Origin of the sequence: Devriesea agamarum, from assembly GCF_900070355.1 — a bacterium.
Lineage (GTDB): Bacteria > Actinomycetota > Actinomycetes > Actinomycetales > Dermabacteraceae > Devriesea > Devriesea agamarum.
This window is the reverse complement of sequence record NZ_LN849456.1, coordinates 254719-278232: the sequence shown is the minus strand read 5'-3', so window position 1 is coordinate 278232 and position 23514 is coordinate 254719. Positions and strand designations below refer to the sequence as shown.

The window sequence follows — 23514 nt, the reverse complement described above, 5'->3', positions numbered from 1 at the left end:
GGACCGAGACCCCTGCTAGCCGAAGCTCAAAACGCGAGGGCCTGGGCCCGCCGTCGCACCTCACCTCGTTGTCCCTTGCGCAGGTGATCCACCGGCCGTCCCGGCAACGTCTCATCATCGGTAAATAGCCACACCAGCAGTTCCGCGTCGGAATATCCTGCGTCGCGCAGAACCGTCAAGGTTCCGGGAAGGTGCGGGATAACATCCCCATCCATCAGTAAATCCGCGGGTACTGAACGGACCTGCGGTGAACCACGGCGGATATCGACAAGTTGCCCGTCCTCGACTAGACGGCGCACTTTCGATACTTCAACCCCCAACTCCTCCGCGACATCTGGAAAAGTCAGCCAGGAGGACACAAGCTGTTCTAAAACGTCCTCGGGTGTTGGGTCGTCAGCTGGAGCCGGGTTCGACGAGGTGCTGAGATTTTGATCTTGAGTCACCTCTCTAGGGTGCCACGTGAGCACCCACGATGACGACTGCTGACGTTGAGTGCTTCGGAACCCGCCATCGCGATTCCCTTATCGGTTTTCGCTCAACGCCACCACAATTATTTCACCCAAGGATCACACGTCTAGCCGATGTCAATCCGACGAGAGCCATACACCTTTCCCTAAACTAGGAAGGTGACTTCGACCAGCCTTCGCGACCCTTTGATTGGTCGCCTCCTCGACGGGCGATACCGTGTTGATCGCTTGATCGCCCGCGGCGGTATGGCAACGGTCTATTGCGGCACCGACGAGCGCCTAGAGCGCGTGGTCGCCTTGAAGGTCATGCACCCCCATCTCGCCCTCGACGGTGAGTTTCTAGGACGCTTCACCCGGGAGGCGCGAGCGGCAGCCAAGCTGTCCCACCCCCACGTCGTCGCAGTTCACGATCAGGGTGAAGACGACGGCGTGACCTACCTGGCGATGGAATACGTCACAGGGACGACTCTGCGCGATCACCTGCGCGCCTACCAGTGCCTCACCGTCCGCGAAACCCTCGACATCACCCTCGACGTCCTAGATGCCCTCTCAGCCGCTCACCAGGCGGGGATCGTCCACCGCGACATCAAACCGGAAAATGTTCTCATCTCAGCAAGTGGCCTGACTAAAGTGGCCGACTTTGGGCTCGCCCGAGCTATCGGCACCTCAACCTCCTCAGCGTCAGGCACCCTGCTCGGAACCGTTGCGTACATCGCCCCCGAAGTGGTGACAAACGGCAAAGCAGATGAACGCAGTGATCTGTACGCGCTGGGCATTATGACGTATGAGATGCTGACGGGCCGTCAGCCTTTTACCGGGGATCTTCCGGTACAGGTGGCATTTCAGCACGTACACGACGATGTCCCACCTCCCTCACGCGCCGTCGCAACCGTCCCACCAGCCCTAGATTCGCTCGTAGCCTGGTGCACAGCCCGCGACCCTCGGCATCGTCCGGAATCAGCACTCACTTTGCTGCAGAGCATCCGCGAGATCAAGGCCGGCTTAAGCGCTGAAGAACTCAACGCTCAGCCGGTGCCACTGACCTCTGATTCGACTGGCCCGATGCCCACCCAAACCGCACGTCTGGATGGGGTGCTCAGCGAGATTCCGGATGAGCCTCGGAATGGCGCGTCCGCGAATGATTTCGGTGTAGGTAGGCCACAGCACGGCCATTTTGTTGCCGCCCAGAATCGGTCAGGTTTTGACGGCATGGCCGTGGTTCCCGTTCCCAACCAGGACGCAGCCAACGGCTCATCCCAGCCCCGAGATATTTCGTTAGCTGAGCTCTTTGACGACGTTGACCAGGGCGATCATCGCGGCGAGGACGGCGGGGCCGGCGATCACGACGCAGTCAGCGCCGCGCCCAAGCAGGGTGGCAGCAAACGCGCGATTTCAGGAATTGTTCTGGCTCCGGTTCGCCGCCGGATGGGCAGTCGTACGCGTCCGCGAGGTCCGGTCAAGATTGCGATCACGATTGTGTGCGTGCTGGTCCTGCTCGCGGCAGCAGCCTGGGCTGGCGTGTGGTGGTACCAAGAAAAGGGGCCTGGTGCTATGCGCATTGTGCCCAATACCGTGGGGGTCTCACTCTCCGACGCTGAAGCGCGGTTAGCAGCTGTCGATTTGGAGACTCGAACCAACGAACAGTTCAGCGATTCAGTGCCCGCGGGTCATGTCATTTCGTCTGACCCTGCGTCCGGCAGCGATCGCCCGAAGGGCAGCACAGTTTTACTCAACATCTCCAAAGGCCAGCAGCTCTTTGCGATTCCTGACATTGTCAACAAACCCAAAGACGAAGCCCGTTCGGCAATTGAACAAGCAGGATTAGTGTTCTCCCTGTCCGATGAACAATGGTCAGAAACCGTTCCAGCCGGGGCTGTGATCTCACAAACACCCTCGGGAGCCTCGGTTCCCCGCGGAACCTCCATTTCGGTTGTGGTCTCTAAAGGCCCAGAGCCGATCCAGGTAGTCAACCAGGCAGGACGCAGTCTGGCTGATGCTCGCACCGCCTTGGAAGACAAAGGCTTCAAGGTGACCACTAGCGAGGCGTTCTCATCGACGGTCGCTAAGGGGAGTGTGGTCTCCCAGTCACCCTCCGGCGGTACTTTGCACCGAGGCCAAGAGGTCAAACTAGTGATCTCTAAAGGCCCTGACTATGTGCAGGTTCCTAATGTGGTGCGTTCATCCCAGCAGGATGCGACCGCGGCCCTGCAAGCGGCTGGTTTCAAGGTCGCGGTGGAATCTCCGAACGGTGCACCGATTCTCAACTTGGTGTATTCCCAGTCCGTGGCTGGCGGGCAGCAGGCAATTCGAGGCTCCACAATCACCATTAAAGTGATCTAGCGTAAAGTATCTGGCCCCGGTTTACACCTGGCCGCGCCACATATTCCTCGACGTTTAGCGAGCACTTTGCACCGTGGGGCACGCTATACCGCGAGGCACAAAGAGGTACAAACACATCGCTCAGCGGTCTTTAAGCATCTCCGCGACCAAAAAGGCCAGTTCCAACGACTGCTGATGGTTTAAACGAGGATCCACTAAGGTCTCATAGCGGCGTTCCAAGCCGAGTTCGTCAATATGCCCGGTGCCACCGAGCACTTCAGTGACGTCGTCACCGGTGAGCTCAATGTGCAAACCAGCTGGCACCGTGCCGAGGTCTCGGTGCACTTCAAAGAAACCACGGACTTCGTCCATGACGTCTTCAAAACGTCGGGTTTTATACCCGTTGGAGGAGGTGATGGTGTTGCCGTGCATTGGATCGGTCACCCAACCAACCTGCGCACCGGCTTCCCGGACCCCTTCGATTAGTTCCGGCAACCGGTCTCGGATCACGGTCGCGCCCATCCGAGTCACAAACGTTAAACGCCCAGGCTCTCGGTCAGGGTCCAAAACATCAATGAGACGCAGAGCATCTTCCACCGTGCTGGTCGGTCCCAGTTTCACCCCGATCGGGTTGCGCACTTTCGCCAGGAATTGCACATGGGCACCGTCAAGTTGGCGAGTCCGTTCCCCAATCCACAGGAAGTGACCGGAGCAATCGTAAATCTCACCGGTGCGAGAATCGACGCGAGATAAAGCCTCTTCGTAATCGAGTAAAAGCGCTTCATGAGACGCAAAAAACTCAACTAATCGCAGGGCCTCAAAGTCAGCTCCACAGGCTCCCATGAAGCGAATCGCCTTGTCGATGTCATGGGCGAGTTTTTCGTATCGGTCATAACCTGGCCCTTTAATGAAACCTTGGTTCCAGGAATGCACCTCGCGCAGATCTGCAAACCCTCCGCCGACAAATGCACGCAGCAGATTCAAAGTGGACGCGGAGGTGGTGTACATCCGCCAAAGCCGCTCAGGGTCAGGAATACGCGATTCAGGGGTGAATTTATGCCCGTTGACCGCATCTCCGCGGTAGGCAGGCAATGTCACACCATCGCGGGTTTCCATATCGTTGGACCGCGGTTTAGCAAACTGGCCCGCGATCCGACCCATTTTCACAACCGGCATGGATGCCGCATACGTCAAAACCGCTGCCATCTGCAAAATCGTGCGAATTTTATTGCGGATCCTATCCGCAGTGGAGTCCGCGAACGTCTCAGCGCAGTCCCCTCCTTGGAGCAGAAACGCTTCTCCGCGTGCGGCCGCTGCCAGACGAGATTTCAGCACATCCACCTCGCCGGCAAAAACTAGCGGCGGGGCAGTGCGCAAAGCCTTGGTCACACGGTTCAAATGCTCTTCATCAGGCCACGAAGGCTGCTGCAAACGCGGACGTTCACGCCACGTCGAGAGCACATTGAGGGTGTCGGTGCTAGCCGTCAGCGAGAAATCGCGGACGTGGACCGGTGCATCGTGTCTGAGAGGATTCACGGCCCCAGCCTAAAGGGCGAGCGCCGCATCCCACAGACAACATTTGAGATCGCTCATTCTGTGGACGTAAGGAACGTCTCGTCGCACGCAGATAACAACTACGTCAGTTCCTCAGAACGCGCCCCGGAAGGTGTCATCCGGACTAACATACCGAGTCGGCTTACGAGCTAGCGCTCAGCACCCCCGGGCTTGCTGCTCAGGACGCCGAGCCCGCGTCAGCATCAGAATCTGCGATGCCGGATTCTGCCTCAGCGGATTTTTTAGCTTCAGCTTGCAAACGTCGTTTAGCGACCGAGGCATATTCGGGCACATATTCCTGCCCCGATAGCTCCTGGATTGTCATCATGATGTGGTCGGTCACAGCTCGTAAGACCGTCCGGTCGTGGGCGGTCCCGTAAAACTGGGCGAACACCAACGGTTCACCGATCACCACTTTGACGCGCGGTGACCGACGCGGAAGCAATCGTCCCGGGGGCTGAGCATCAAAGGTGCCAATCATGGCTACCGGAATCACCGGAACCCGAGCTTCCAGAGCCAGTCGCGCCACACCTGTTTTGCCGCGATACAGCCTGCCATCGGGGCTGCGCGTGCCCTCCGGGTAAATGGCGAGCGCACCGCCTGCCCCCAAAACAGTCAGACCTGAACGAATGGCAGCATCCGAATGGCGACCTCCCGTGCGGTCCACGGGAAGTGTCCCGACTCCCTTCATGAAATAGCGGACCACTCGGCCCCGCAGACCGCGGCCGGTGAAGTAGTCGCTCTTACCGAGGAAGCGAACCTTGCGCCGCACCATGATGGGAAGAAAGACAGTGTCAGCCACGGATGAGGCATGGTTACTTGCGAGCAGCACTCCGCCTCGCGACGGGATATTTTCCTGCCCCGTCATAGTCGGACGATAGATCGCATGGACCAGGGGGGCAACGATGGCCTTGGCGGCTTCGTAGAACACAGCGGGCGTTCCTCGGGACGACGGATCGACACACCACACGTCACGCGTGCCGCTGGCGTGCCACTATAGGGCATGACCTTCACCGATGCCTCAAAGCCGTGGCGAAGTCGCTCTCACTCTAACCCGTCCCGAGCAGCCCTGCTCTGTCATGGTTTCACGGGTTCGCCCGCGAGCATGCGCACCTGGGGCGAAGCCCTGGACTCTGCAGGGTGGGATGTCAGCATTCCGTTACTTCCCGGGCATGGCACCTCGTGGCAGGACATGTCGAGAACTCGTTGGACCGAATGGTACCAGGCGGTGGCCACTGAGCTCGACCATCTCAGCCGCACATCCGAGACCGTGGTGGTGTGCGGACTGTCCATGGGCGGAACCCTGTCGCTTGCTCTTGCAGCTGAAAAACCACAGCTCATCAGCGCGGTGGCGCTGGTTAATCCTGCGCTCACAGTGCCGTCTCAGCTCGCCAGGTTTGCCAGGTTCATTGCTCCTGTTATTCCCAGTGTGCCCTCGATCGGAGGCGATATCGCAAAGCCGGGTGGACGCGAGGAATCCTATGAACGCACTCCCCTGCGCAGCGTGGCTGAGCTGCGCCAGCTGACCCGGCATGTGCAACGCCAGCTGAGTTCCGTAACCGCCCCACTTCTGCTCATGACCTCGACGGTCGATCACGTGGTGAATGTGCACGACAGTGACCAGATCGCGGCGCACGTGCGATCACGTCCGCTTCGCCGTCTGACCTTGGCTCATAGCTTCCACGTTGCGACCCAGGATTACGACGCCGAGCTCATCCATAAATCCTGCATCGAGTTTTTCGAGGAGGTCTGCTGACCGCGCATCCGCCCCGAGAGCGAGCACGTTAGCCGTACAATCGCCGTGTTGGCTCCACGTCAGCACTGAGCACATTGTCTTAATCTGGCCGGATAGAAGCCAAGGAGAACAGATTTGATGACCACTCGTCACCAGTTCGCAGTCGCGGCGGTATCTCATTGCGATCCCGAGGACAACATCACGTCGTTACTGCTGGACCGGCATAATCAGTGGCCGCAGATCCCCATCTTCCGGCGCAAAGACGATGCCGGGCACTGGCAAGATGTCACATCTGATCGCTTCCTTGGTGAGGTAAGGGCAATCGCTCGGGGCATGCTGGCCGCGGGTTTAGAACCCGGGGATACCGTCGCACTTATATCTAAAACCCGCTACGAGTGGAGCCTCGTGGACTGGGCCATCTGGTTCGCCGGAGGGGTGTCTGTTCCCATTTATGAAACCTCATCGCCTTCTCAGCTCGCCTGGGTCCTGGCCGATAGCGGTGCTCGCTTTGCGGTCGTGGAATCTACCGACCACGCGAAGGATCTCGACCAGGTTCGTGAGGAGATCCCCGGGGTCCAGAGGGTGTGGATTATTGAGAGGGGCGACCTTGAGCTGCTCAGTGATGAAGGCCGACTGATTGAGGATGCTCAAGTCGAGAGCGCACGCGTATCGCGAAAGGCCGCCGATCTCGCCACCATTATTTACACGTCGGGGACCACGGGGCGACCGAAAGGTGCTCGTTTAACCCACGCCAACTTCATCGATACCTGTCGCAATGCCGAGTCTCTTTTTGGCGCTGTGGTTATGCCGCCGGGATCATCGACTTTGATGTTCTTGCCGCTTGCTCACGTGTTCGCCCGGCTCATTTCGGTGCTTGCAGTTGGCGTTGGCGCCACCGTCGGTCATGCGCCGGACGTGAAAACTCTTTTACCCGATCTTGCATCCTTCCGTCCTGAGTTTCTGCTCGCGGTCCCCCGCGTCTTCGAGAAGATTTTCAATAGTGCAGAGCAAAAGGCTTATGCAGAGGGCAAAGGAAAGATATTCTCTGCCGCTGCTCACTGCGCGGAAAGCTATTCGCAGGCACTGGATACAGGGCATGTCCCGTGGCATCTACGGGCTAGCCACAAGGCCTTTGATGCACTGGTGTACCGGAAGCTCCGGCAGGCCGTTGGCGGACGGGTCCGCTGGTCAGTTTCCGGGGGTGCACCGCTCGGATCGCGGCTTGGGCATTTCTTTCGAGGCGTCGGAATAACCGTTCTTGAAGGCTACGGATTAACCGAAACCACGGCACCGGTCAGCATTAACCCGCCGTGGAACGTGAAGATGGGGACGGTTGGAATGCCTCTTCCTGGCGCCGCCGTCGCACTGGCGGATGACGGTGAATTACTGGTTAAGGGTTCGATGGTTTTCGATGGATACCATCGCAACGAGGAAGCCACGCGGGCAGCTCTGCGCGATGGTTGGTTCCGCACGGGGGATATCGCGCAAATAGATCACGACGGCTACATTTCGATCACCGGTCGCACCAAGGAGATCATCGTGACTGCGGGCGGGAAAAACATTGCTCCTGCCATGTTGGAGGACACGGTACGTTCCCATCCGCTCGTCAGTCAGTGCATTGTGGTTGGCGATCAAAAGCCATTTGTTGCCTGTCTGCTAACCCTGGATAAAGAAATGCTGCCGACCTGGTTGAGCAACCATGGTCGCCCGGCGATGTCTGCTGCTGATGCAGCGCAGGATGAGGTAGTTCGCGCTGCGTTGCAGGAGGCGATTGATCTTGCGAACACGTCTGTTTCGCGGGCTGAATCCATCCGCGCCTACCAGATCATCGACGCCGATTTCACCGAAGACAATGGCTATTTGACGCCGTCGTTGAAGCTCAAGCGAAATGTTGTGGTGCATGACTTCGCCGACGTTATCGAATCCATTTATGCGCGCCCACGGCCCGGCAACTAGCCCCGAGGCTGACGCTGCTGCGCCTCGTATGTCACTGTCCCGTTCTAGCCTGCATTCGTGAGCACTTCGCAGCAGCTAACCATCGATGATCTCGGACATCCGCTTCAGGATGTGGATTTCGTGGTGGTCGATTTGGAGACCACCGGCTCTAACGCCCAATCCGATTCGATTACCGAAATCGGCGCGGTGCGCACGGTGGGCGGGGAGGTCCGTGGGGAGTTTCGCACGTTTGTTCACCCCGAGCAGCCCATCCCGGCCTTTATCGCTACGCTGACCGGTATAACCAACGCGATGGTCCAGGATGCCCCGCCTGCTCGGGTGGCGGTGTCCATGTTTTTAGAGTTCGCGCGCGGCTCAGTTTTAGTCGCCCACAACGCCCGTTTCGACATCGGGTTTTTACGTGCTCATGCTGAACGCGCTGGTATCCCCTGGCCGGGCCAGCCGGTGATTGACACTCTGCGTTTGGCACGATCCGAATATCAACGGGATGAAGTACGCAATCACCGACTGGCAACCCTCGCAGCGTACGTCGGTGCTACCACGACTCCCGACCACCGGGCCCTAGCCGATGCGCGCGCCACCGTGGATGTTTTGCATCATCTGATCGCTCGACTCTCTGCGCGGGGGATCACCACCTTGGAGGGCCTGCGCCTCGCTCATAATCGGCCCACTCCGGTTCAAGAGGCGAAAAGAGCGCTCGCCGAGGGACTTCCCAGCTCCCCCGGCGTCTATAGATTTCTGGATTCCCAGGGAAAGGCTCTGTATATCGGGAAGAGCTTGGATGTGAAATCCCGGGTGCGGACCTATTTCACCCCGTCGGAGCGTCGGCGTCCCGTGTTGGACATGTTGCCGCGCGCTGTTCGGGTCGATGTGATTCCTTGCTCCACGGAAATCGAGGCTGCGGTGCGCGAACTTCGAGCGATTGCCGCCGACCGGCCTTGTGCGAATCGCCAGAGCGTGCGTCAGCGTTCTGCCTGGCTGCGGCTGGGGCCTCGGCCCGGCACCTCCTTGACTTCGCGCCAGCCGAGTGAGACGGGGCTGCGCTTAGCGCTCATCGCCCGCGATGAATCCGATGGATCGGCTCATATTGGCCCCCTGCGTTCTCGACATGACGTTGAGCCGTTGCGCGCTCTATTACTAGATGCTGTCGGTGGGCGTGGCACGTCTTTGGAATGCCCACAATCCCCAGGTGATTCTCACACCTCTACGCAGGGGCAGGGCTTCCCCCTCGAACATCATGATGCGCTGCGACGGATTATGGTCGATGACCCTACCCCGGTTATCGAGATGATCCGGCCTCGCATGATGGCTTTGGCCGAGCAATCTCGGTATGAGGATGCAGCGGCGGTAAGGGATCGGGCACTGATGTACCTTCATGCCGCACGGCGTGCCTGCCGCCTACGTGAGCTCGCGCAGTGTCAGCTTTTGATCGCAGCCCGTCCAGCTGGCACCGAGGTCCGGGACCGGAAAAACTCTGGACGTATCGGAGCCGCCGCCCGCAGATCCTTGCCCGATTGGGAGCTACTTGCTGTCCGTTATGGGCGGCTGTCAGGAAGCGTGGTTATTGCCCGCCACGCAGACCCATTAGCCGCGGCTCATGCTCTAGCTTCCACGGGGCAGGGTGAAGCTGAGCATGCAAGCCCGCTATGTCAGGGCTACCACCAGGAGGCTGAGCTGCTGCTGCGCTGGTTAGAGGCACCCGGTGTCAGGGTGGTGAAGGTTGACGGACTGTGGGGCTCTGCACCCAGGGCCCGCTTCGATGAATCAGTCCTCGTCGCAGGCGCCCTGTCCGAAGGCGACGGGGAAGGGGCTGTATCCCACCTGAATGCCCCGACCAGGTGAGGCTCAGTCCACACAGGCTTAGCTGGTCAGACGGTGAGGGGTGGCGGGCAACGGCAGACAACAGTGCCGAGTATCCGAGTATCCGAGGCGTAGCGGTCTTAGGCTGATGACGCCTGAATCCAGCGCTCCAGCAGCCGCTGTGCATCGCCGGACTCGATGGCCTGACCAGCCCGGTCAAACGCTGCATGGAAACGGTCCTGGAACACACCGCCCCCCGCTCCCGCCGCCACCAGGCCCGCGGCTGCATTGAGCTGCACAGCATCCCGTACTGCACCGACCCGGCCGGAAAACACCTCACGCACGACGGCCGCATTATCCTGTGCGCTTCCGCCGTGCAGAGCCTCAGAGGAAACCCAAGGGATACCGAAATCTCGAGGATCGAACACGTGGGGAGTTATCGAACCCCCGCGTACTTCAAAAATATCGGTGACATCGCAAACGGTAATCTCATCTAGACCGTCGCGGCCGCGAAAGACCAAGGCAGAAGTTCTGCGAGCCGCAAAAACATCCGCCATGAGTTCTGCGGTGCGCCGATGTGCTGCCCCCACGGCAATGGAGCGCAGTCGCGCAGGGTTCGTCATCGGTCCCAGGATGTTAAACACCGTAGGAATGCCGAGCTCACGGCGAACCTGGGACACATGCCGCATCGCCGGGTGAAATACCTGCGCAAAGCAGAACGTGATACCGACCTCGTGTCCGATACGTTCAACATCACTCACCGGAAGCCCTAGGTGCACCCCCAGCGCTTCCAACACATCTGCCGATCCCGAGCGTGACGTGGATGCGCGATTGCCGTGTTTCACGACCGGGATGCCGCAGGCCGCGACCACGATGGCTGCCATGGTTGAGATATTGACCGTATGCGCCTGGTCACCCCCGGTGCCGACGATATCGACTGCGCCGTCAGGAGCGACCAGGCTGAGTGCGTGCGCGACCATGGTGTCTGCCAAAGCGCGCAGCTCAGGTCCGGACACACCTTTTTTCTGAAGTGCCACCAAGAAGTCGCCAATCTGCGAACCGCCAACGTCGCCTCGCATCATGCAGTCCATCGCCCACGACGCCTGACCGGGACTTAAGTCCTTCCCCTGAGCCAGGGCACGCATTAATTCCTGCCAGCTCTCAGACTGATCGACGCCCTCAGAAACAGAGACCTCCGTTGCAGATGGCACGCTGTGCTCGGACCCAGGTGATGCAGCATTTGGCATGGACATGCCCATGATTGTGCCATCCTCCCGACTCGGTTGCTTGCGCGTTTCAGGTGCTTGTGCAGCGCATACCACTCCGGTAGGCATGACTAACCGGACGGCCCGACCACACCTATTTGGTATCGAATCGTCCCCGGCTACGGCTTGATTTACCCCGATTTCTTGAACAACGAGACGACACGGCGTCAGGACGTCTACACTGGACGTGTCCCGTCCACTCCAGGTCAATGGTGACGACCCCGGATTGACGTTCTCCGTGTCTCGTTCACAATTTTCCTGACAACACGACATAATGAGTACCGTGACTGCTGCGACCCTTGCCCCGAGTGCCTCCCCAAGCCATACCGTGAGCAGGCCGAACCCGACTCAGATCGGCACCATCATCTGGCTGTCGAGTGAGCTGATGTTCTTCGCTGGACTGTTCGCCATGTACTTCACCCTGCGCGCTGTTGTACCGGACGTGTGGGCTGAAGAGGTTCCTAAGCTTGCGAAAGGATTCGCCTCCGTCAACACGGCGATCCTGGTTCTAAGCTCCGTAACCTGCCAGTTCGGCGTATTTGCCGCCGAACGCCACCAGAAGCGACGCACAGGTTCACTGTTGAACCTCAAATCCTGGGGTGTCATTGAGTGGTTCACCCTGACCTACATCATGGGTGCCATCTTCGTGGCTGGCCAGGCTTACGAATACGCAGAGCTCATCCATAAGGGCATCACGATGTCCTCCTCCCCCTATGGCTCCGTGTTCTACCTCACCACCGGCTTCCACGCCCTGCACGTGACGGGTGGCCTTGTCGTCTTCCTCCTCGTCCTCGGGCGCATCTTCGCCGCAAAGCGCTTCACGAACCATGAGGCTGTGAGCGCTATTTGCCTCTCCTACTACTGGCACTTCGTGGATGTGGTGTGGATCGCGCTCTACTTCATCGTCTACTGGCTCGACACCGTCACCGGAGCTGTGCCAGCAACATTTTGATCCCAGCTAACCACCCCGTCCCCGACCCAAGCCCACGAATTGAGGTTCGCGCCGTGAAGGCACTAGCCGCTCACCGACATCACCCCATGGCGTATGTGGTGATGCTTCTCCTAGCCCTCATCGCCACCGGCGGGTTGTACGCCGCCCTTGCCCCTCGCGATGCACAGGCAGAGGTGGCATCTGCCCAGGATGTTCAGGAGGGCCACAAGCTCTTCTTGGCAAACTGCGCTACGTGTCACGGCCGTGACGCCGAAGGGGTGGCAGAAAACGGTAAGACCGTCGGACCGTCGCTGATCGGAGTTGGCGCTGCGGCTGTCGACTTCCAGGTCGGCACCGGGCGCATGCCCCTTCAGATGAGCGGACCGCAGGCACAAAAGAAACCGCCGCAGTTCACCGAGGAGCAGATTAGTCAGCTCTCGGCCTATGTTGCGTCGCTCAGCCCCGGCCCGTCGGTTCCCGATGCCAAATACACCGATCCCGCTAACGGCGATGCCGCCCGCGGTGGTGAAATCTTCCGAACCAACTGCGCTATGTGCCATAACGCCGCAGGCGCAGGCGGTGCGCTGACCCACGGTAAGTACGCACCACCTCTGCTGGATGTGCAGCCGAAGCACGTGTACGAGGCGATGGAATCCGGCCCGCAGAACATGCCGGTCTTTTCCGATGACAACCTGACTGCTCAGAACAAGACCGATGTCATTGCCTACCTCCACGCGCTCAAGGAAAACGGTTCCCCCGGCGGCTTCGCACTCGGCTCTTTGGGCCCGGTGACCGAAGGCCTGTACGCATGGACGATCGGACTGGCGCTGCTTCTTGGCTGCGCTGTGTGGCTGGGGGCGAAGGCTAAGTGAACGATAAACAGCACGAGATGACACACACCGACGATCACACCCCACAGGCTCTTGTCCCTAAGGAAGACGGGGGTTTTCCAAATCCCGGCCTTCCCCCTCACGAACTGCGTAACGCCGACCGCAACCCGAAGGCGGCTAAGCGGGCTGAACGCCTCGTCGCCGGGATGTTCCTGCTGTCCATCCTGGGAACAGCAATTTTCATCGCGTCGTACTTCTTATTTACCCCGCTCCAGTTCAACTTGCTCGCTGAGTCCAAGACTTTAGCTGCGGTGAAGTGGTCCAACCTCTTCATCGGCCTCGGACTCGCCATCGCCGTCTTCTTTATTGGCGCGGCGGCCGTGCATTGGGCGAAGACTCTCATGCCCGACCACGAGATGGTCGAAGAACGTCACGCCATTGCAGGGGATCCCGATACTAAGGCTCGGGCCGCCGAGATTTTGAAGAACGGCCTCGACGACTCGGGTATTGGACGTAGGCCCCTGATTAAGTGGTCGATGATCGGCGCCTTCGCAGTGCTCCCGCTGGCAGCGCTGTTCCCGCTGGGCACGCTTGGCCCGCTGCCGGGAGACAAGCTCCATCACACCTTCTGGAAGAAGGGCCTGCGGCTTATGCGAGACCCGATCGGTACTCCGATCAAGGCCTCCGATGTGACGGTGGGTTCCATCTTCCATGTCATGCCGGAAGGTCTGACCCCGGATACGCCTGACCACCTCGAAGAACGCGCGAAAGCAGCGGCAATCATCGTCCGTGTTGACCCGGACCGCATTGAGGATAAGGAAAGCCTCAAGCACGGTTACGACGGCATCCTCGCGTTCTCTAAGATCTGCACCCACGTCGGATGCCCGGTGGCGCTGTATGAGCAGCAAACTCACCATCTGCTGTGCCCATGCCATCAGTCCACATTCGATGTTCTCGACGGGGCCAAAGTGATCTTTGGCCCGGCACACCGTCCGCTCCCCCAGCTGCCTATCGAGGTCCAAGATGGCTACCTCGTGGCGAAGGGCGATTTCCCCGAGCCCGTCGGCCCCAGCTTCTGGGACATCCACAAGAAGAAGTGAGGCACTTGTGACGACCCTTACCCCTCAGAAGCAGACCAAGTCATCGGCCAAGCCTGGCCGCATGGAACGACTCGGCAACGTTGGCGCCGACTGGATCGACTCCAGAACCTCGGCATCGTACGTTGTCAAGGGCTTCGCGCGGAAGATTTTCCCGGACCACTGGTCATTCATGCTTGGTGAAGTGGCGCTGTACAGCTTCGTCATTCTGCTGATCTCCGGCACCTTCCTCACCATGTTCTTTGTCCCCTCAATGGATGAGGTTCATTACGACGGCATCTACGAGCCTCTTAAAGGCATCGCGATGTCCAAGGCTTATGAGTCGACCCTGCACCTCTCCTTTGAGGTCCGCGGCGGTTTGCTATTTAGGCAAATCCACCACTGGGCCGCGCTCGTGTTCATGGTTGCGATCTACGTGCACATGTTCCGGGTTTTCTTTACCGGCGCATTCCGCAAGCCACGCGAAATCAACTGGCTCATCGGGTTCACCCTGATGATCCTCGGCATGGTCGCGGGCTTCACCGGTTACTCCCTGCCCGACGATGTGCTCTCCGGTAATGGCCTGCGCATTGCAGATGGCCTAGCGAAATCCATTCCGCTAGTCGGTCCGTACATCTCGTTCTACATGTTCGGCGGTGAGTTCCCCGGGCACGTCATCATTCCGCGGTTGTACACGGTTCACATTCTGTTGATCCCGGCGATCATCCTCGGTCTGATTGCTCTGCACCTGGTGTTCGTGGTCTTGCATAAGCACACCCAGTACCCGGGCCCTGGTCGCACCGACCGCAATGTCGTCGGGTTCCCCCTGTTCCCGATCTACACGGCGAAGGCTGGCGGTTTCTTCTTCATCGTCTTCGGCATCATTGCTCTGATCTCGGCGACCACCGCTATTAACCCGATCTGGAACTACGGACCATACGATCCATCCCCGGTGTCCGCCGGTTCACAGCCGGACTGGTACATGCTCTTCACCGATGGTGGTCTACGCCTCATGCCGGGCTGGGAGTTCACAATTTTCGGATACGTGATCTCGCTAAATATGCTGATCCCCCTAGCCTTCTACGGGATCATGCTGGCGGCCCTCGCCCTCTACCCGTTCATTGAGGCGTGGGTGACCGGTGACAAGCGCGAACATCATGTTCTGGACCTCCCCTACAACGCCCCGGTGAGGACCGCATTTGGCGTCGCCTGGCTTACGTGCTACTTGGTTCTTTGCTTGGCAGCTACGAACGACTTGTTGGCCGTTGCCCTATCGCTCTCAATTAACGACCTCACCTGGTTGTATCGCATCGCCTTCTTCGTATTCCCGATCCTCGCGTTCATCATTACTAAGCGTCTGTGCCTGTCCATCCAGCGGCACAAGCGAGATTTGGCGCTTCATGGACGGGAAACCTCGAAGGTTGTCCGCATGGACAACGGTGAAATGTTGGAGATCCATGAACCGCTCAACGAATACGATCGGTGGGTCCTCCTCCAGCACGACGACTACCGTCCGCTTAAAGCCGGGCACGGTGTCTCTGGTCTGCGTGCCAAAGCAAGCTCGTTCTTCTTCCGTGATCGTATTGAACCGATTACCCCGAAGGAACTGCGTGAGGCCTTGGAGCACTCTCACCATGAGCAGCATCGGATCGACAAAGTTACCGGCGGTTCCACCGAACTGCCGCACTAACCACATGCTGGATGCTATGAGGGCATCCAGCCCACGGTAATTAGCGATATCCAATCGTTTACCACATAAAGAGAGCGCCGCCGGAGATTTATCCGGCGGCGCTTCTACATCTACGCAGCAGGCGGTTCACATGCCTAGCAGGAGGTTATGCTAGCGCGAAAGCCATCGAATCACCGCTCACGGACATATACGGGAACACCAAAACCACTTCCGTGAGTCAAAACATCCTCTATCCTCGTAGCTTCCTCATCTGTTGAATATACGACCTCGATCAGGGCCTGATCAGGGTTCTTACATCCTGGTGACTCAACACGGACCGACACCCCTGACCCCACCTGGTTCAATTTCGACAGCAGATCAGGATTACTTTCCAGCCCTCGGCGCGCCTCAGCCACGCCGGGAAGCTGGTCACACGGTGGATGCGTGTTCACGTTCTCTGAGCTTATATATCCAAAGGCCAGTATCGAAGCAGTTGTAATAGAACCAACGGCCAAGATAATCACGCCAACCACTAAACCTATGCGCATTTTGGATGGCGATATACCGGACTCATTCATTATTTCTCCTCAGCGAGTGGCTGCCGCCGCAAGCAGTGCGGCCATGCGGAACGGATACTCTCAGGTGATTCAGTTCATGGCGATGGGCGCAGGCTGTGATCATTTCATTGTCATGGGTAGACACGACGACTGTTGCCCCACGTTCTGCAAACTCAGCAAACAGATCGATGACCGCGTGCGGGTTTACCGCATCCAGCAAGGCCGCGGGCTCATCGATGAACAAAACGCTAGCGTCGCGGCGCATAGTCTACTCAACATCGGTCACATTATCGACCATACGGTATCTTAATAAAATTAATCATGGTATAGGTTGAGGTCTACTTCGGAATATAGGACTTTTAGCGACCGGTACACAAAGACCACTGGCCTCTCGATGACTTCTAGAGCTCAACTCGACCGTCGCATAACTTCCATACCTCAACCTGACCACCCTATTGCCTCCATAAATGAGACGAGCCTAGGGAGGAGACAGGCTATAAATAAGGCATGTGCAACGCCAGACCCGAACCTCAGAAACCGATTCTGATGCTACTGTCTGGCATCACCGGCTCAGGTAAAGCCACGTTTGCGTCGCAGGTGGCCCGGATGGGAGCCGTGCGGATCTCCGTCGACGAATTGGTCTATGAAACTCACGGCGCCTATGGAATTGACTACCCGGAAGCCGAATATTTTTCATATGAATGCGAGGCGATCCGCAACGCGAAGCATCACATGACTAGCGCACTACGATCTGGGCACGACGTTATCTACGATCATGGCCTGTGGAGTACGCCAGAGCGTCTGGCAATGAGCTCTTTTGCAACCGGTAACGACGCCGTTCCAGTCCACATCAACCTTCCTGTTAGCCGGGCTGCGATCAAACATAGGCTTCGCCTACGGAATAGCCAGTCGGGCGCCAATGCACTTTTCGTCTCAGACGATGCACTCAATGATTTCTACGCGAGGTATGAACCGATCAACCCGGCTACCTTTGTCGCTATTGATGGGACCTCTCCCCTGCCCCGGGTTATCGAAAATATTCGCCGAGCAGGAGGACGTTCGCAGCACCTGCCCGAGCCGATCGACGATTTTATCCTCGACCATCTTCTAGGGATTATGCGGAGTCTGCATCTCCCGACCACGCGAGTAGACGTTTGTGTAACAGACATATCGGGTCCGGCAGAGGCGCGCAGATTCGCAGCAGCCGTAAAGGCCGCTTTCGGACCCCGAATCTCCGAGCTAGAGATTACCGCGGCCACGCCCCTTGCCCTGGCAGGACAATTGAGGACAGCGGTAACTGCAATATTGCCTTGAACCCATCCACGCGCCGCAATGACCACGACGCAAGCAATCGCTCGAAAACCCTCCAACGGATCACACCAGCCTCAAATGCCGCTAAACAGGCGTACCAATCAACGCGTAGCAAAAGGCCCCGGCCGCATTAGACGACCGGGGCCCGGAGTGATGGGGTACTCATGTTCGCAATCGACAAACACAATTGCAAACATAAGAGATGAAGCGCTTAGTGGGCGTACTGGCCGCGGGAAAACTCCATAACCCAACCCACGATGGCAATGATACCCACGATGAGACCGCCGATGAAGATCCACCAGCCTGCGGCGACACCCGTGAAGCAGAGCGATGCAGCGATTGCGCCCCAGAACGGCCACCAGCTGTACGGGGCGAAACTGCCCTGAACACCTGCTTCGTCGGAGACTTCGGCGTTTTCATTGTCTTCAGGACGACCGGGGTAGTCACGATTCTTCATACCGACGTATGCGGCAATCATGAGCGACATCGCGCCAAGCATGAGGATCGCGGCGAAGCCGATGGGCTCTTCAAACTTTGACAACAGCCCGTAGATCACACCCATTACGACGAAGAAGAGGGTGAGGATCATGAAGATCCGCGAGAACGTCTTCATGTCGTCTAACGCTCCTTTACCAGGTCAGGCTTTTGGTGCAGCACGTGGTCAACCGCCGCAACTTCGGGATGAGCGAGGTCAAAGGCGGGCCGCTCTGAACGCACACGCGGTAGCTCGTGGAAATTGTGCCGCGGAGGCGGGCAGGTGGTCGCCCATTCGAGAGAGCATCCGTAGCCCCAGGGGTCGTTCACTTCGACCTTCTTACCCTTCATATGCGTAAGGATGACATTCGCAATGAACGGCAGCGTAGACAGCGCCAAGATGAATGCGCCCACGGTGGACAGGCGGTTCATCCACTCAAAGCCGTCTTCCACTAGGTAGTTCACGTAACGCCGTGGGGCGCCTTCAACACCCAGCCAGTGCTGGATGAGGAACGTGGTGTGGAATCCGACCACCAAGAACCAGAAATGAATTTTGCCTAGGCGCTCGTTCAACTTGTAGCCAAACATCTTCGGCCACCAGAAATAGAATCCAGCGAACATCTCGAAGGCGATGGTTCCGAAGATCACGTAGTGGAAGTGCGCCACCACAAAGTAAGTGTCGGACAAATGGAAATCGAGCACGGGGCTGGACAGGATCACGCCGGTCAGACCACCGAACAGGAAGGTGGTCATGAAACCAAGCGTAAAGAGCATTGGTGTCTCGAAGGTCAACGACCCTCTCCACATCGTGCCTATCCAGTTGAAGAACTTCACGCCGGTCGGGACCGCAATCAGCATGGTCATGAAGGAGAAGAAGTTCAGCATGATAGCGCCGGTGGTGTACATGTGGTGGGCCCACACGGTGACCGACAGCGCAGCGATTGTCACGGTGGCGTAGACGAGTGTCTTGTACCCAAAGATTGGCTTACGGGAGAATACCGGCAAAATCTCGGTTGCAATTCCGAAGAATGGCAAGGCGAGAACATACACTTCGGGGTGGCCGAAGAACCAGAACAGGTGCTGCCATAGAACCGGGCCGCCGTTTTCCGGGTTGAACACCTGCGCGTCGAAACGACGGTCAGCACCCAACGCCAACAGGGCCGAGGCCAAGGGCGGGAACGCCATCAACACCAGCACACCGGTGACCAAGATGTTCCACGTGAAGATCGGCATCCGGAACATCGTCATGCCGGGCATGCGCATGCAGATGATGGTGGTGATGAAGTTGACTGAGCCGAGGATGGTTCCGAAGCCCTGCATAGCAAGGCCGAAGACCCATAAATCTCCACCTACTCCCGGTGAGAACGTCGTATCCGAGAGTGGAGCGTAGGCAAACCAACCAAAGGCCGCAGCGCCTTGCGGGGTGAGGAACCCGGCGCAGGCGATGAATGCGCCAAAGAGGGTGAGCCAGAACGCGAACATGTTCAGGCGCGGGAACGCCATGTCGACAGCGCCAATTTGGAGTGGCACCAGGTAGTTCGCAAAACCATTGAACAGCGGCGTACCGAACATGAGCAGCATGATGGTGCCGTGCATGGTGAACAGCTGGTTGTACTGGTCCTTGGAGACCACAACCTGTAGTCCCGGCGACCACAGCTCGGCGCGGATCATCAGCGCGAGGATGCCACCGAAGCAGAAGAAGGCGAAGGACATCGCCATGTACATCATGCCGATGGTTTTGTGATCGGTGGTGGTAAGAAGTTTGACGAATTGTCGGCCCAGGCTGGTTTTACGCGCAGGCGCAAAGTGCTGCGTTGGGGCTGCGGTTGTCGTACTCACTCCTGCGCCTCCTTCTTGTTGTTGCGCATGTTCCAACTCTCCTTGTTGCGGTTCAAGTCGTTATCGAGCTGACCGGTAAGGCCCTGCTGGCGCAGTTGTTGCATGTGCTGGTCGTACTCCGCCTGTGGAACAACTTTCACGTTGAAGAGCATGTCGGAGTGGAACTCTCCGCAGAGCTCAGCACATTTTCCTTTGTAGGTACCTACCTTGGTCGGGGTGACCTGGAAGGAGGTGGTGTGTCCGGGGAACATATCCCGCTTGTAGAGGAAGTCGACCACCCAGAACGAGTGGATGACGTCTCGGGAGTCGAGGTCGAACTGAACAGTTTTATCGACCGGCAGCCAGAGCGTGGGAAGGTACTTTTCCGCACCCGGTTCGCCCGTCTTAAAGGACTGGACGCCGGCGGGCTCGTGGACATCAGAGTCCACATAGTTGAAGTCCCAGCTCCACTGCTTGCCTACAACGTGCACGCGCACATCCGGGTTGGGCTTCAGTGCCTCAATCTCGGTGGCATCGCGCTGGGTGAAGTAGAACAGGCTCATGATCATGATGATCGGCAGCAGCGTAAAGATCATCTCGATCGGCACGTGGTATCGCAGCTGAACTGGATAGCCCTTAGTGGTGCGCTTGCGACGATACGCAATCACGCACCACATCGTCAGGCCCCAGACGAGAAGCCCAACTCCGAGAAGAGTGATCCACGATCCAACCCACATGTCGGTAATACGACCGGTCTGGTTCGTGATCTCGTGAGCGCTATCGCCAGGGAGGAATCCACGTTTTTGTTCTTCGGTGCAGCCAGCCAGCGCGAGTGACACAAGAGCTGCCGCTAGCGCGATCCGCCCGCCACGTCGCATGCGGTCCGAGGTCTGGGGGAGCACTGTCCAACCTTCCGCTCGTCGGTGCCGACATCGAGACTCGTCGTTGCCAACCGCGGGGCTGATCCTAGGGATCAAATCCGGGCCTGTCTCGACCGCGGGGACGGTGCGAAACGCATGATGCTGGAGGAGTCCCGTGTACGCACACGGTTTTCTGATCTTCTACAGGATAGCCCCTTTGGGGCGTTCTTGGTGACACAAGGTCAGAATCCATTGAATTAGCGTGTTGAGCCGCACGTTTACGATGGACACGGCGCGGCGGAACCTCCTCAGATGTCCACCGTTTCCTGGACAGACAGGCCTGGCCATCACGCGGCCAAATTTAAGCGTTGCAGTAGCAATGACCAGGTAGACAATCACGTGCTCATGGACAGCCAAAAGGCTCTGCCTCAGAGCGTGAACCGCATCCGAGGCAGAGCCTTCGATCTGGCTGCTAGCGCAATACCCCGATGATGCCCTCCGGCCTCGTCACGGAAGCATCACCGCATACCTAGCTGCTGATCAGGCGAACGAATCACCGCAAGCGCATGAGCTCGTGGCATTCGGATTATCGATGGTGAAGCCTTGCTTCTCAATGGTGTCGGAGAAGTCGATGGTGGCACCGAGCAGATAGGGATCGCTCATCTTGTCCACCACAACCTCAACGCCGTCAAAATCGACGGTCTTGTCGCCGTCGAGAAGACGCTCATCGAAGTACAGCTGATAAATAAGGCCCGAGCAGCCACCGGGTTGCACCGCGATCCGAAGCCGAAGATCGTCCCGGCCTTCCTGCTCGAGCAGCGACTTCACTTTCTCGGCGGCTACCGGCGTCAGCGTGACACCATGTGCCGCAGTCGCAGCTTCCGGCGTCGCAACGCTGGCAGTGTTCCCCTGGGAATCAGGAGTCACAGTATCGGTGGTGGTCATCGTCGGGATGCCTCCTCTGATCGAAAGTTCAACGGTTCCTTGGGCCTGCACCGAACATCACGCAGATGATGGACGCACTGACCCGATCATGCGGCGCGAATTAGATCTCCCAGCCCCGGAACCGCCGTTGGATACGTGTCAAGGGTACGCCACCTACCCTCAGCGACCTGACTCCGCGCCGGGATGGCTCACAGGTGGTAGTCCGGATATCAGTATCTGGGCATCCAGCTCGCCAATGCAGTTCGGACTCGTATCGACCACGTCGCGTATCGGCTGGATAAGCGTCAGCTATACAGGTTCAACAGCGCAATACCCATCCCGCCGAGGTACCCGAGGATTAACGCCCCGGCTCCGCAGGCAGCGGCCTCGCGCACCGAAGGTCGATAAAAAGCCAGAACCAGCAAGCCGATCAGACAGATCACGCCGAGTATCGCGCTGAGGAAGCCTCCCACGACGTAGCCGAGGATGAATCCGACGACGAGGCCGACGAAGATCAGCGGCACGGTGAGCGGGGAGACTTCGACAGGTTTACGATCCGGGGCTGGCATTACTGACCCTCCGCAGCCTGAGCACTAGCCTGCGACGATTTGTCGCCGAGATCCACAGCGGCCAAAAGGAGATACGCCTCGGCGAGACACACCTTTTCAAAGTCTCCCAAGTGCAACGACTCATTAGCGCCGTGCGCCCGCGAATCCGGGTCTTCCACCCCGGTGACCAGGATTTCCACACCGGGGAATACCTCAAGCAGATCGGCGATAAAGGGGATCGAACCACCCAGGCCAATATCGACCGGATCCTTACCCCAGGAGGCCCTAAACGCTTCCCGAGCGATATCCATCGCGGGGCTATGAGCCGGTGCCTCAAAGGCCTTACCCTGCTCACCCTCACTGACCTCGACTGTTGCGCCGAACGGCGTATGTGCCAACAGGTGATCGCGAAGCGCCGCCATGGCTAGCTGCGGATCCTGCCCAGGCGCAAGACGCATCGACAGCTTCGCCCGGGCCGATGGAATCATCGTGTTCGACGCACTGGCGACCGGCGGAGCATCAATTCCGATCACAGATAGCGCAGGCCGCGTCCACAAACGTGCGGTGAGCGGACCATCTCCGGCGAGCTGCACACCGGGCAGGACTCCGGCATCCCGTCGTAGATCATCTTCTGGCATATCCACCGACGGATCGTCCGCGCGGACAAGCCCGGGGACGGCGACGTCACCGCGCTCATCGTGCAGGGTCGAGATCAAACGCGAAAGCAGAGTGAGCGCATCGAGGATGGGGCCGCCGTACAGACCCGAGTGGACCGCATGGTCGAGCACGGAGACCGTCACGGTGAGATCAACCATGCCACGCAACGACGTAGTCAATGCGGGGCTGCCCACCGCCCAGTTTGCGGAGTCCGCGACCACGATCACATCGGCGCGAAGATCCTCGGCGAAGGTTTCAATGAACGGGCGGAACGTCGGCGAACCACATTCCTCTTCCCCTTCCACGAAAACCGTGACTCCAAGGCCTTGATCAGCAAGTTCGTCCCCGACCAGCCGGAGCGCGGTGACATGCGCCATGATGCCCGCCTTATCGTCGGCAGCGCCTCGCCCATATAGACGGTCACCGCGCTGCTGCGGTTCAAACGGCGCTGAGTCCCAAGCATGTGGATCACCAGCGGGCTGAACGTCATGGTGGGCGTACAGCAACACCGTAGGGCGCCCTGGTTTCGCAGGACGGCGCGCAATGACGGCTGGAGCTCCCTCCCCCACACGTTCAATGCGCACATCGGGTAGTCCCGTTCCCCGGAGGAGCTCGGCAACGGCTTCAGCGCTACGTTCCACGGGCTCACGGTCGTACCCGGGAAACGCCACCGACGGAATTCTCACCAGGTTTTGCAGGTCATTGAGGGTCTGGGTCATATGGGCCGAAAGGCGCCCGGGCAGATCAGCATGCGTCATACCCA

General features: G+C 58.7%; 21 protein-coding genes. 9 read left to right on the top strand and 12 right to left on the bottom strand.

Going from position 1 to position 23514, the window contains the following annotated elements; genetic code table 11:
- Window positions 1-26: 26 nt before the first annotated feature.
- Complete coding sequence (locus BN1724_RS01190; RefSeq protein ID WP_172797058.1) at window positions 27-443, bottom strand: helix-turn-helix domain-containing protein; 417 nt, start codon at window positions 441-443, stop codon at window positions 27-29.
- 183 nt (window positions 444-626) lie between these two features.
- On the opposite strand from BN1724_RS01190, the gene BN1724_RS01185 reads away from it, so the two are divergent.
- Entirely contained in the window at window positions 627-2807 is a 2181-nt protein-coding gene (locus BN1724_RS01185; RefSeq protein WP_058233897.1) for a Stk1 family PASTA domain-containing Ser/Thr kinase, read from the top strand.
- A 120-nt stretch (window positions 2808-2927) separates the two neighbouring features.
- Here the strand turns inward: BN1724_RS01185 and BN1724_RS01180 are convergent, their stop codons facing one another.
- On the bottom strand, window positions 2928-4274 hold the full coding sequence (locus tag BN1724_RS01180) for a class II 3-deoxy-7-phosphoheptulonate synthase (RefSeq protein ID WP_058235653.1): 1347 nt from the start codon (window positions 4272-4274) through the stop codon (window positions 2928-2930).
- A 244-nt stretch (window positions 4275-4518) separates the two neighbouring features.
- Entirely contained in the window at window positions 4519-5271 is a 753-nt protein-coding gene (locus BN1724_RS01175; protein ID WP_067635243.1) for a lysophospholipid acyltransferase family protein, read from the bottom strand.
- 72 nt (window positions 5272-5343) lie between these two features.
- Between BN1724_RS01175 and BN1724_RS01170 the strand changes: the two genes are divergently transcribed.
- The 3 genes from BN1724_RS01170 to BN1724_RS01160 all read left to right on the top strand — a co-directional run bounded on the left by BN1724_RS01170 (window position 5344) and on the right by BN1724_RS01160 (window position 9873).
- On the top strand, window positions 5344-6096 hold the full coding sequence (locus tag BN1724_RS01170; protein WP_058233896.1) for an alpha/beta hydrolase: 753 nt from the start codon (window positions 5344-5346) through the stop codon (window positions 6094-6096).
- 117 nt (window positions 6097-6213) lie between these two features.
- Window positions 6214-8031 carry an AMP-dependent synthetase/ligase gene (locus BN1724_RS01165; RefSeq protein ID WP_058233895.1) on the top strand — a complete coding sequence of 606 codons (1818 nt, stop codon included), beginning with the start codon at window positions 6214-6216 and terminating at the stop codon, window positions 8029-8031.
- Between the two features lie 57 nt (window positions 8032-8088).
- A complete protein-coding gene (locus BN1724_RS01160) occupies window positions 8089-9873 on the top strand; it encodes a DEDD exonuclease domain-containing protein (protein ID WP_084252647.1) in 1785 nt (594 codons plus the stop codon).
- Window positions 9874-9971: 98 nt separating this feature from the next.
- On the opposite strand, the gene trpD is transcribed toward BN1724_RS01160, so the two are convergent.
- Window positions 9972-11084 carry an anthranilate phosphoribosyltransferase gene (trpD, locus tag BN1724_RS01155; protein ID WP_231928112.1) on the bottom strand — a complete coding sequence of 371 codons (1113 nt, stop codon included), beginning with the start codon at window positions 11082-11084 and terminating at the stop codon, window positions 9972-9974.
- Window positions 11085-11370: 286 nt separating this feature from the next.
- Between trpD and ctaE the strand changes: the two genes are divergently transcribed.
- Genes ctaE through qcrB form a run of 4 tightly spaced genes read left to right on the top strand, consistent with a single transcriptional unit; the run spans window position 11371 to window position 15623 of the window.
- On the top strand, window positions 11371-12048 hold the full coding sequence (gene ctaE / locus BN1724_RS01150) for an aa3-type cytochrome oxidase subunit III (RefSeq protein WP_084252646.1): 678 nt from the start codon (window positions 11371-11373) through the stop codon (window positions 12046-12048).
- 53 nt (window positions 12049-12101) lie between these two features.
- A complete protein-coding gene (qcrC, locus tag BN1724_RS01145; RefSeq protein ID WP_058233893.1) occupies window positions 12102-12899 on the top strand; it encodes a cytochrome bc1 complex diheme cytochrome c subunit in 798 nt (265 codons plus the stop codon).
- Between the two features lie 17 nt (window positions 12900-12916).
- The gene (qcrA, locus tag BN1724_RS01140; RefSeq protein ID WP_058235650.1) at window positions 12917-13957 is read left to right on the top strand and encodes a cytochrome bc1 complex Rieske iron-sulfur subunit; all 1041 of its coding nucleotides are present in this window, start codon (window positions 12917-12919) and stop codon (window positions 13955-13957) included.
- A gap of 7 nt (window positions 13958-13964) precedes the next feature.
- On the top strand, window positions 13965-15623 hold the full coding sequence (qcrB, locus tag BN1724_RS01135) for a cytochrome bc1 complex cytochrome b subunit (RefSeq protein WP_058233892.1): 1659 nt from the start codon (window positions 13965-13967) through the stop codon (window positions 15621-15623).
- 170 nt (window positions 15624-15793) lie between these two features.
- On the opposite strand, the gene BN1724_RS13030 is transcribed toward qcrB, so the two are convergent.
- Together BN1724_RS13030 and BN1724_RS13025 are read right to left on the bottom strand one after the other, a co-directional pair.
- Entirely contained in the window at window positions 15794-16180 is a 387-nt protein-coding gene (locus tag BN1724_RS13030) for a hypothetical protein (RefSeq protein ID WP_172797057.1), read from the bottom strand.
- On the bottom strand, window positions 16173-16403 hold the full coding sequence (locus BN1724_RS13025; protein WP_172797056.1) for an ATP-binding cassette domain-containing protein: 231 nt from the start codon (window positions 16401-16403) through the stop codon (window positions 16173-16175). Before BN1724_RS13025 ends, BN1724_RS13030 begins: the two co-directional genes overlap by 8 nt.
- Window positions 16404-16666: 263 nt before the next feature.
- Here BN1724_RS13025 and BN1724_RS01125 point away from each other — a divergent pair, with 263 nt between their 5' ends.
- Window positions 16667-17473, top strand: a complete 807-nt coding sequence (locus BN1724_RS01125) for an AAA family ATPase (protein WP_058233890.1) — start codon at window positions 16667-16669, stop codon at window positions 17471-17473.
- 208 nt (window positions 17474-17681) lie between these two features.
- Here BN1724_RS01125 and BN1724_RS01120 read toward each other — a convergent pair whose 3' ends face one another.
- The 6 genes from BN1724_RS01120 to BN1724_RS01095 all read right to left on the bottom strand — a co-directional run bounded on the left by BN1724_RS01120 (window position 17682) and on the right by BN1724_RS01095 (window position 23509).
- Window positions 17682-18083 (bottom strand): cytochrome c oxidase subunit 4, encoded by a 402-nt coding sequence (locus BN1724_RS01120; RefSeq protein WP_058233889.1) that lies wholly within the window; start codon window positions 18081-18083, stop codon window positions 17682-17684.
- 5 nt (window positions 18084-18088) lie between these two features.
- Entirely contained in the window at window positions 18089-19783 is a 1695-nt protein-coding gene (gene ctaD, locus BN1724_RS01115) for an aa3-type cytochrome oxidase subunit I (RefSeq protein ID WP_058233888.1), read from the bottom strand.
- Window positions 19780-20664: an aa3-type cytochrome oxidase subunit II gene (ctaC, locus tag BN1724_RS01110; RefSeq protein ID WP_157085704.1), complete on the bottom strand. Its 885-nt coding sequence runs from the start codon at window positions 20662-20664 to the stop codon at window positions 19780-19782. The genes ctaD and ctaC overlap by 4 nt, the downstream gene beginning before the upstream one ends.
- Window positions 20665-21162: 498 nt before the next feature.
- On the bottom strand, window positions 21163-21567 hold the full coding sequence (erpA, locus tag BN1724_RS01105) for an iron-sulfur cluster insertion protein ErpA (protein WP_084252644.1): 405 nt from the start codon (window positions 21565-21567) through the stop codon (window positions 21163-21165).
- A 284-nt stretch (window positions 21568-21851) separates the two neighbouring features.
- Window positions 21852-22115 carry a hypothetical protein gene (locus BN1724_RS01100; RefSeq protein WP_058233887.1) on the bottom strand — a complete coding sequence of 88 codons (264 nt, stop codon included), beginning with the start codon at window positions 22113-22115 and terminating at the stop codon, window positions 21852-21854.
- Entirely contained in the window at window positions 22115-23509 is a 1395-nt protein-coding gene (locus BN1724_RS01095; protein ID WP_231928111.1) for a dipeptidase, read from the bottom strand. The genes BN1724_RS01100 and BN1724_RS01095 overlap by 1 nt, the downstream gene beginning before the upstream one ends.
- Window positions 23510-23514 lie beyond the last annotated feature (5 nt).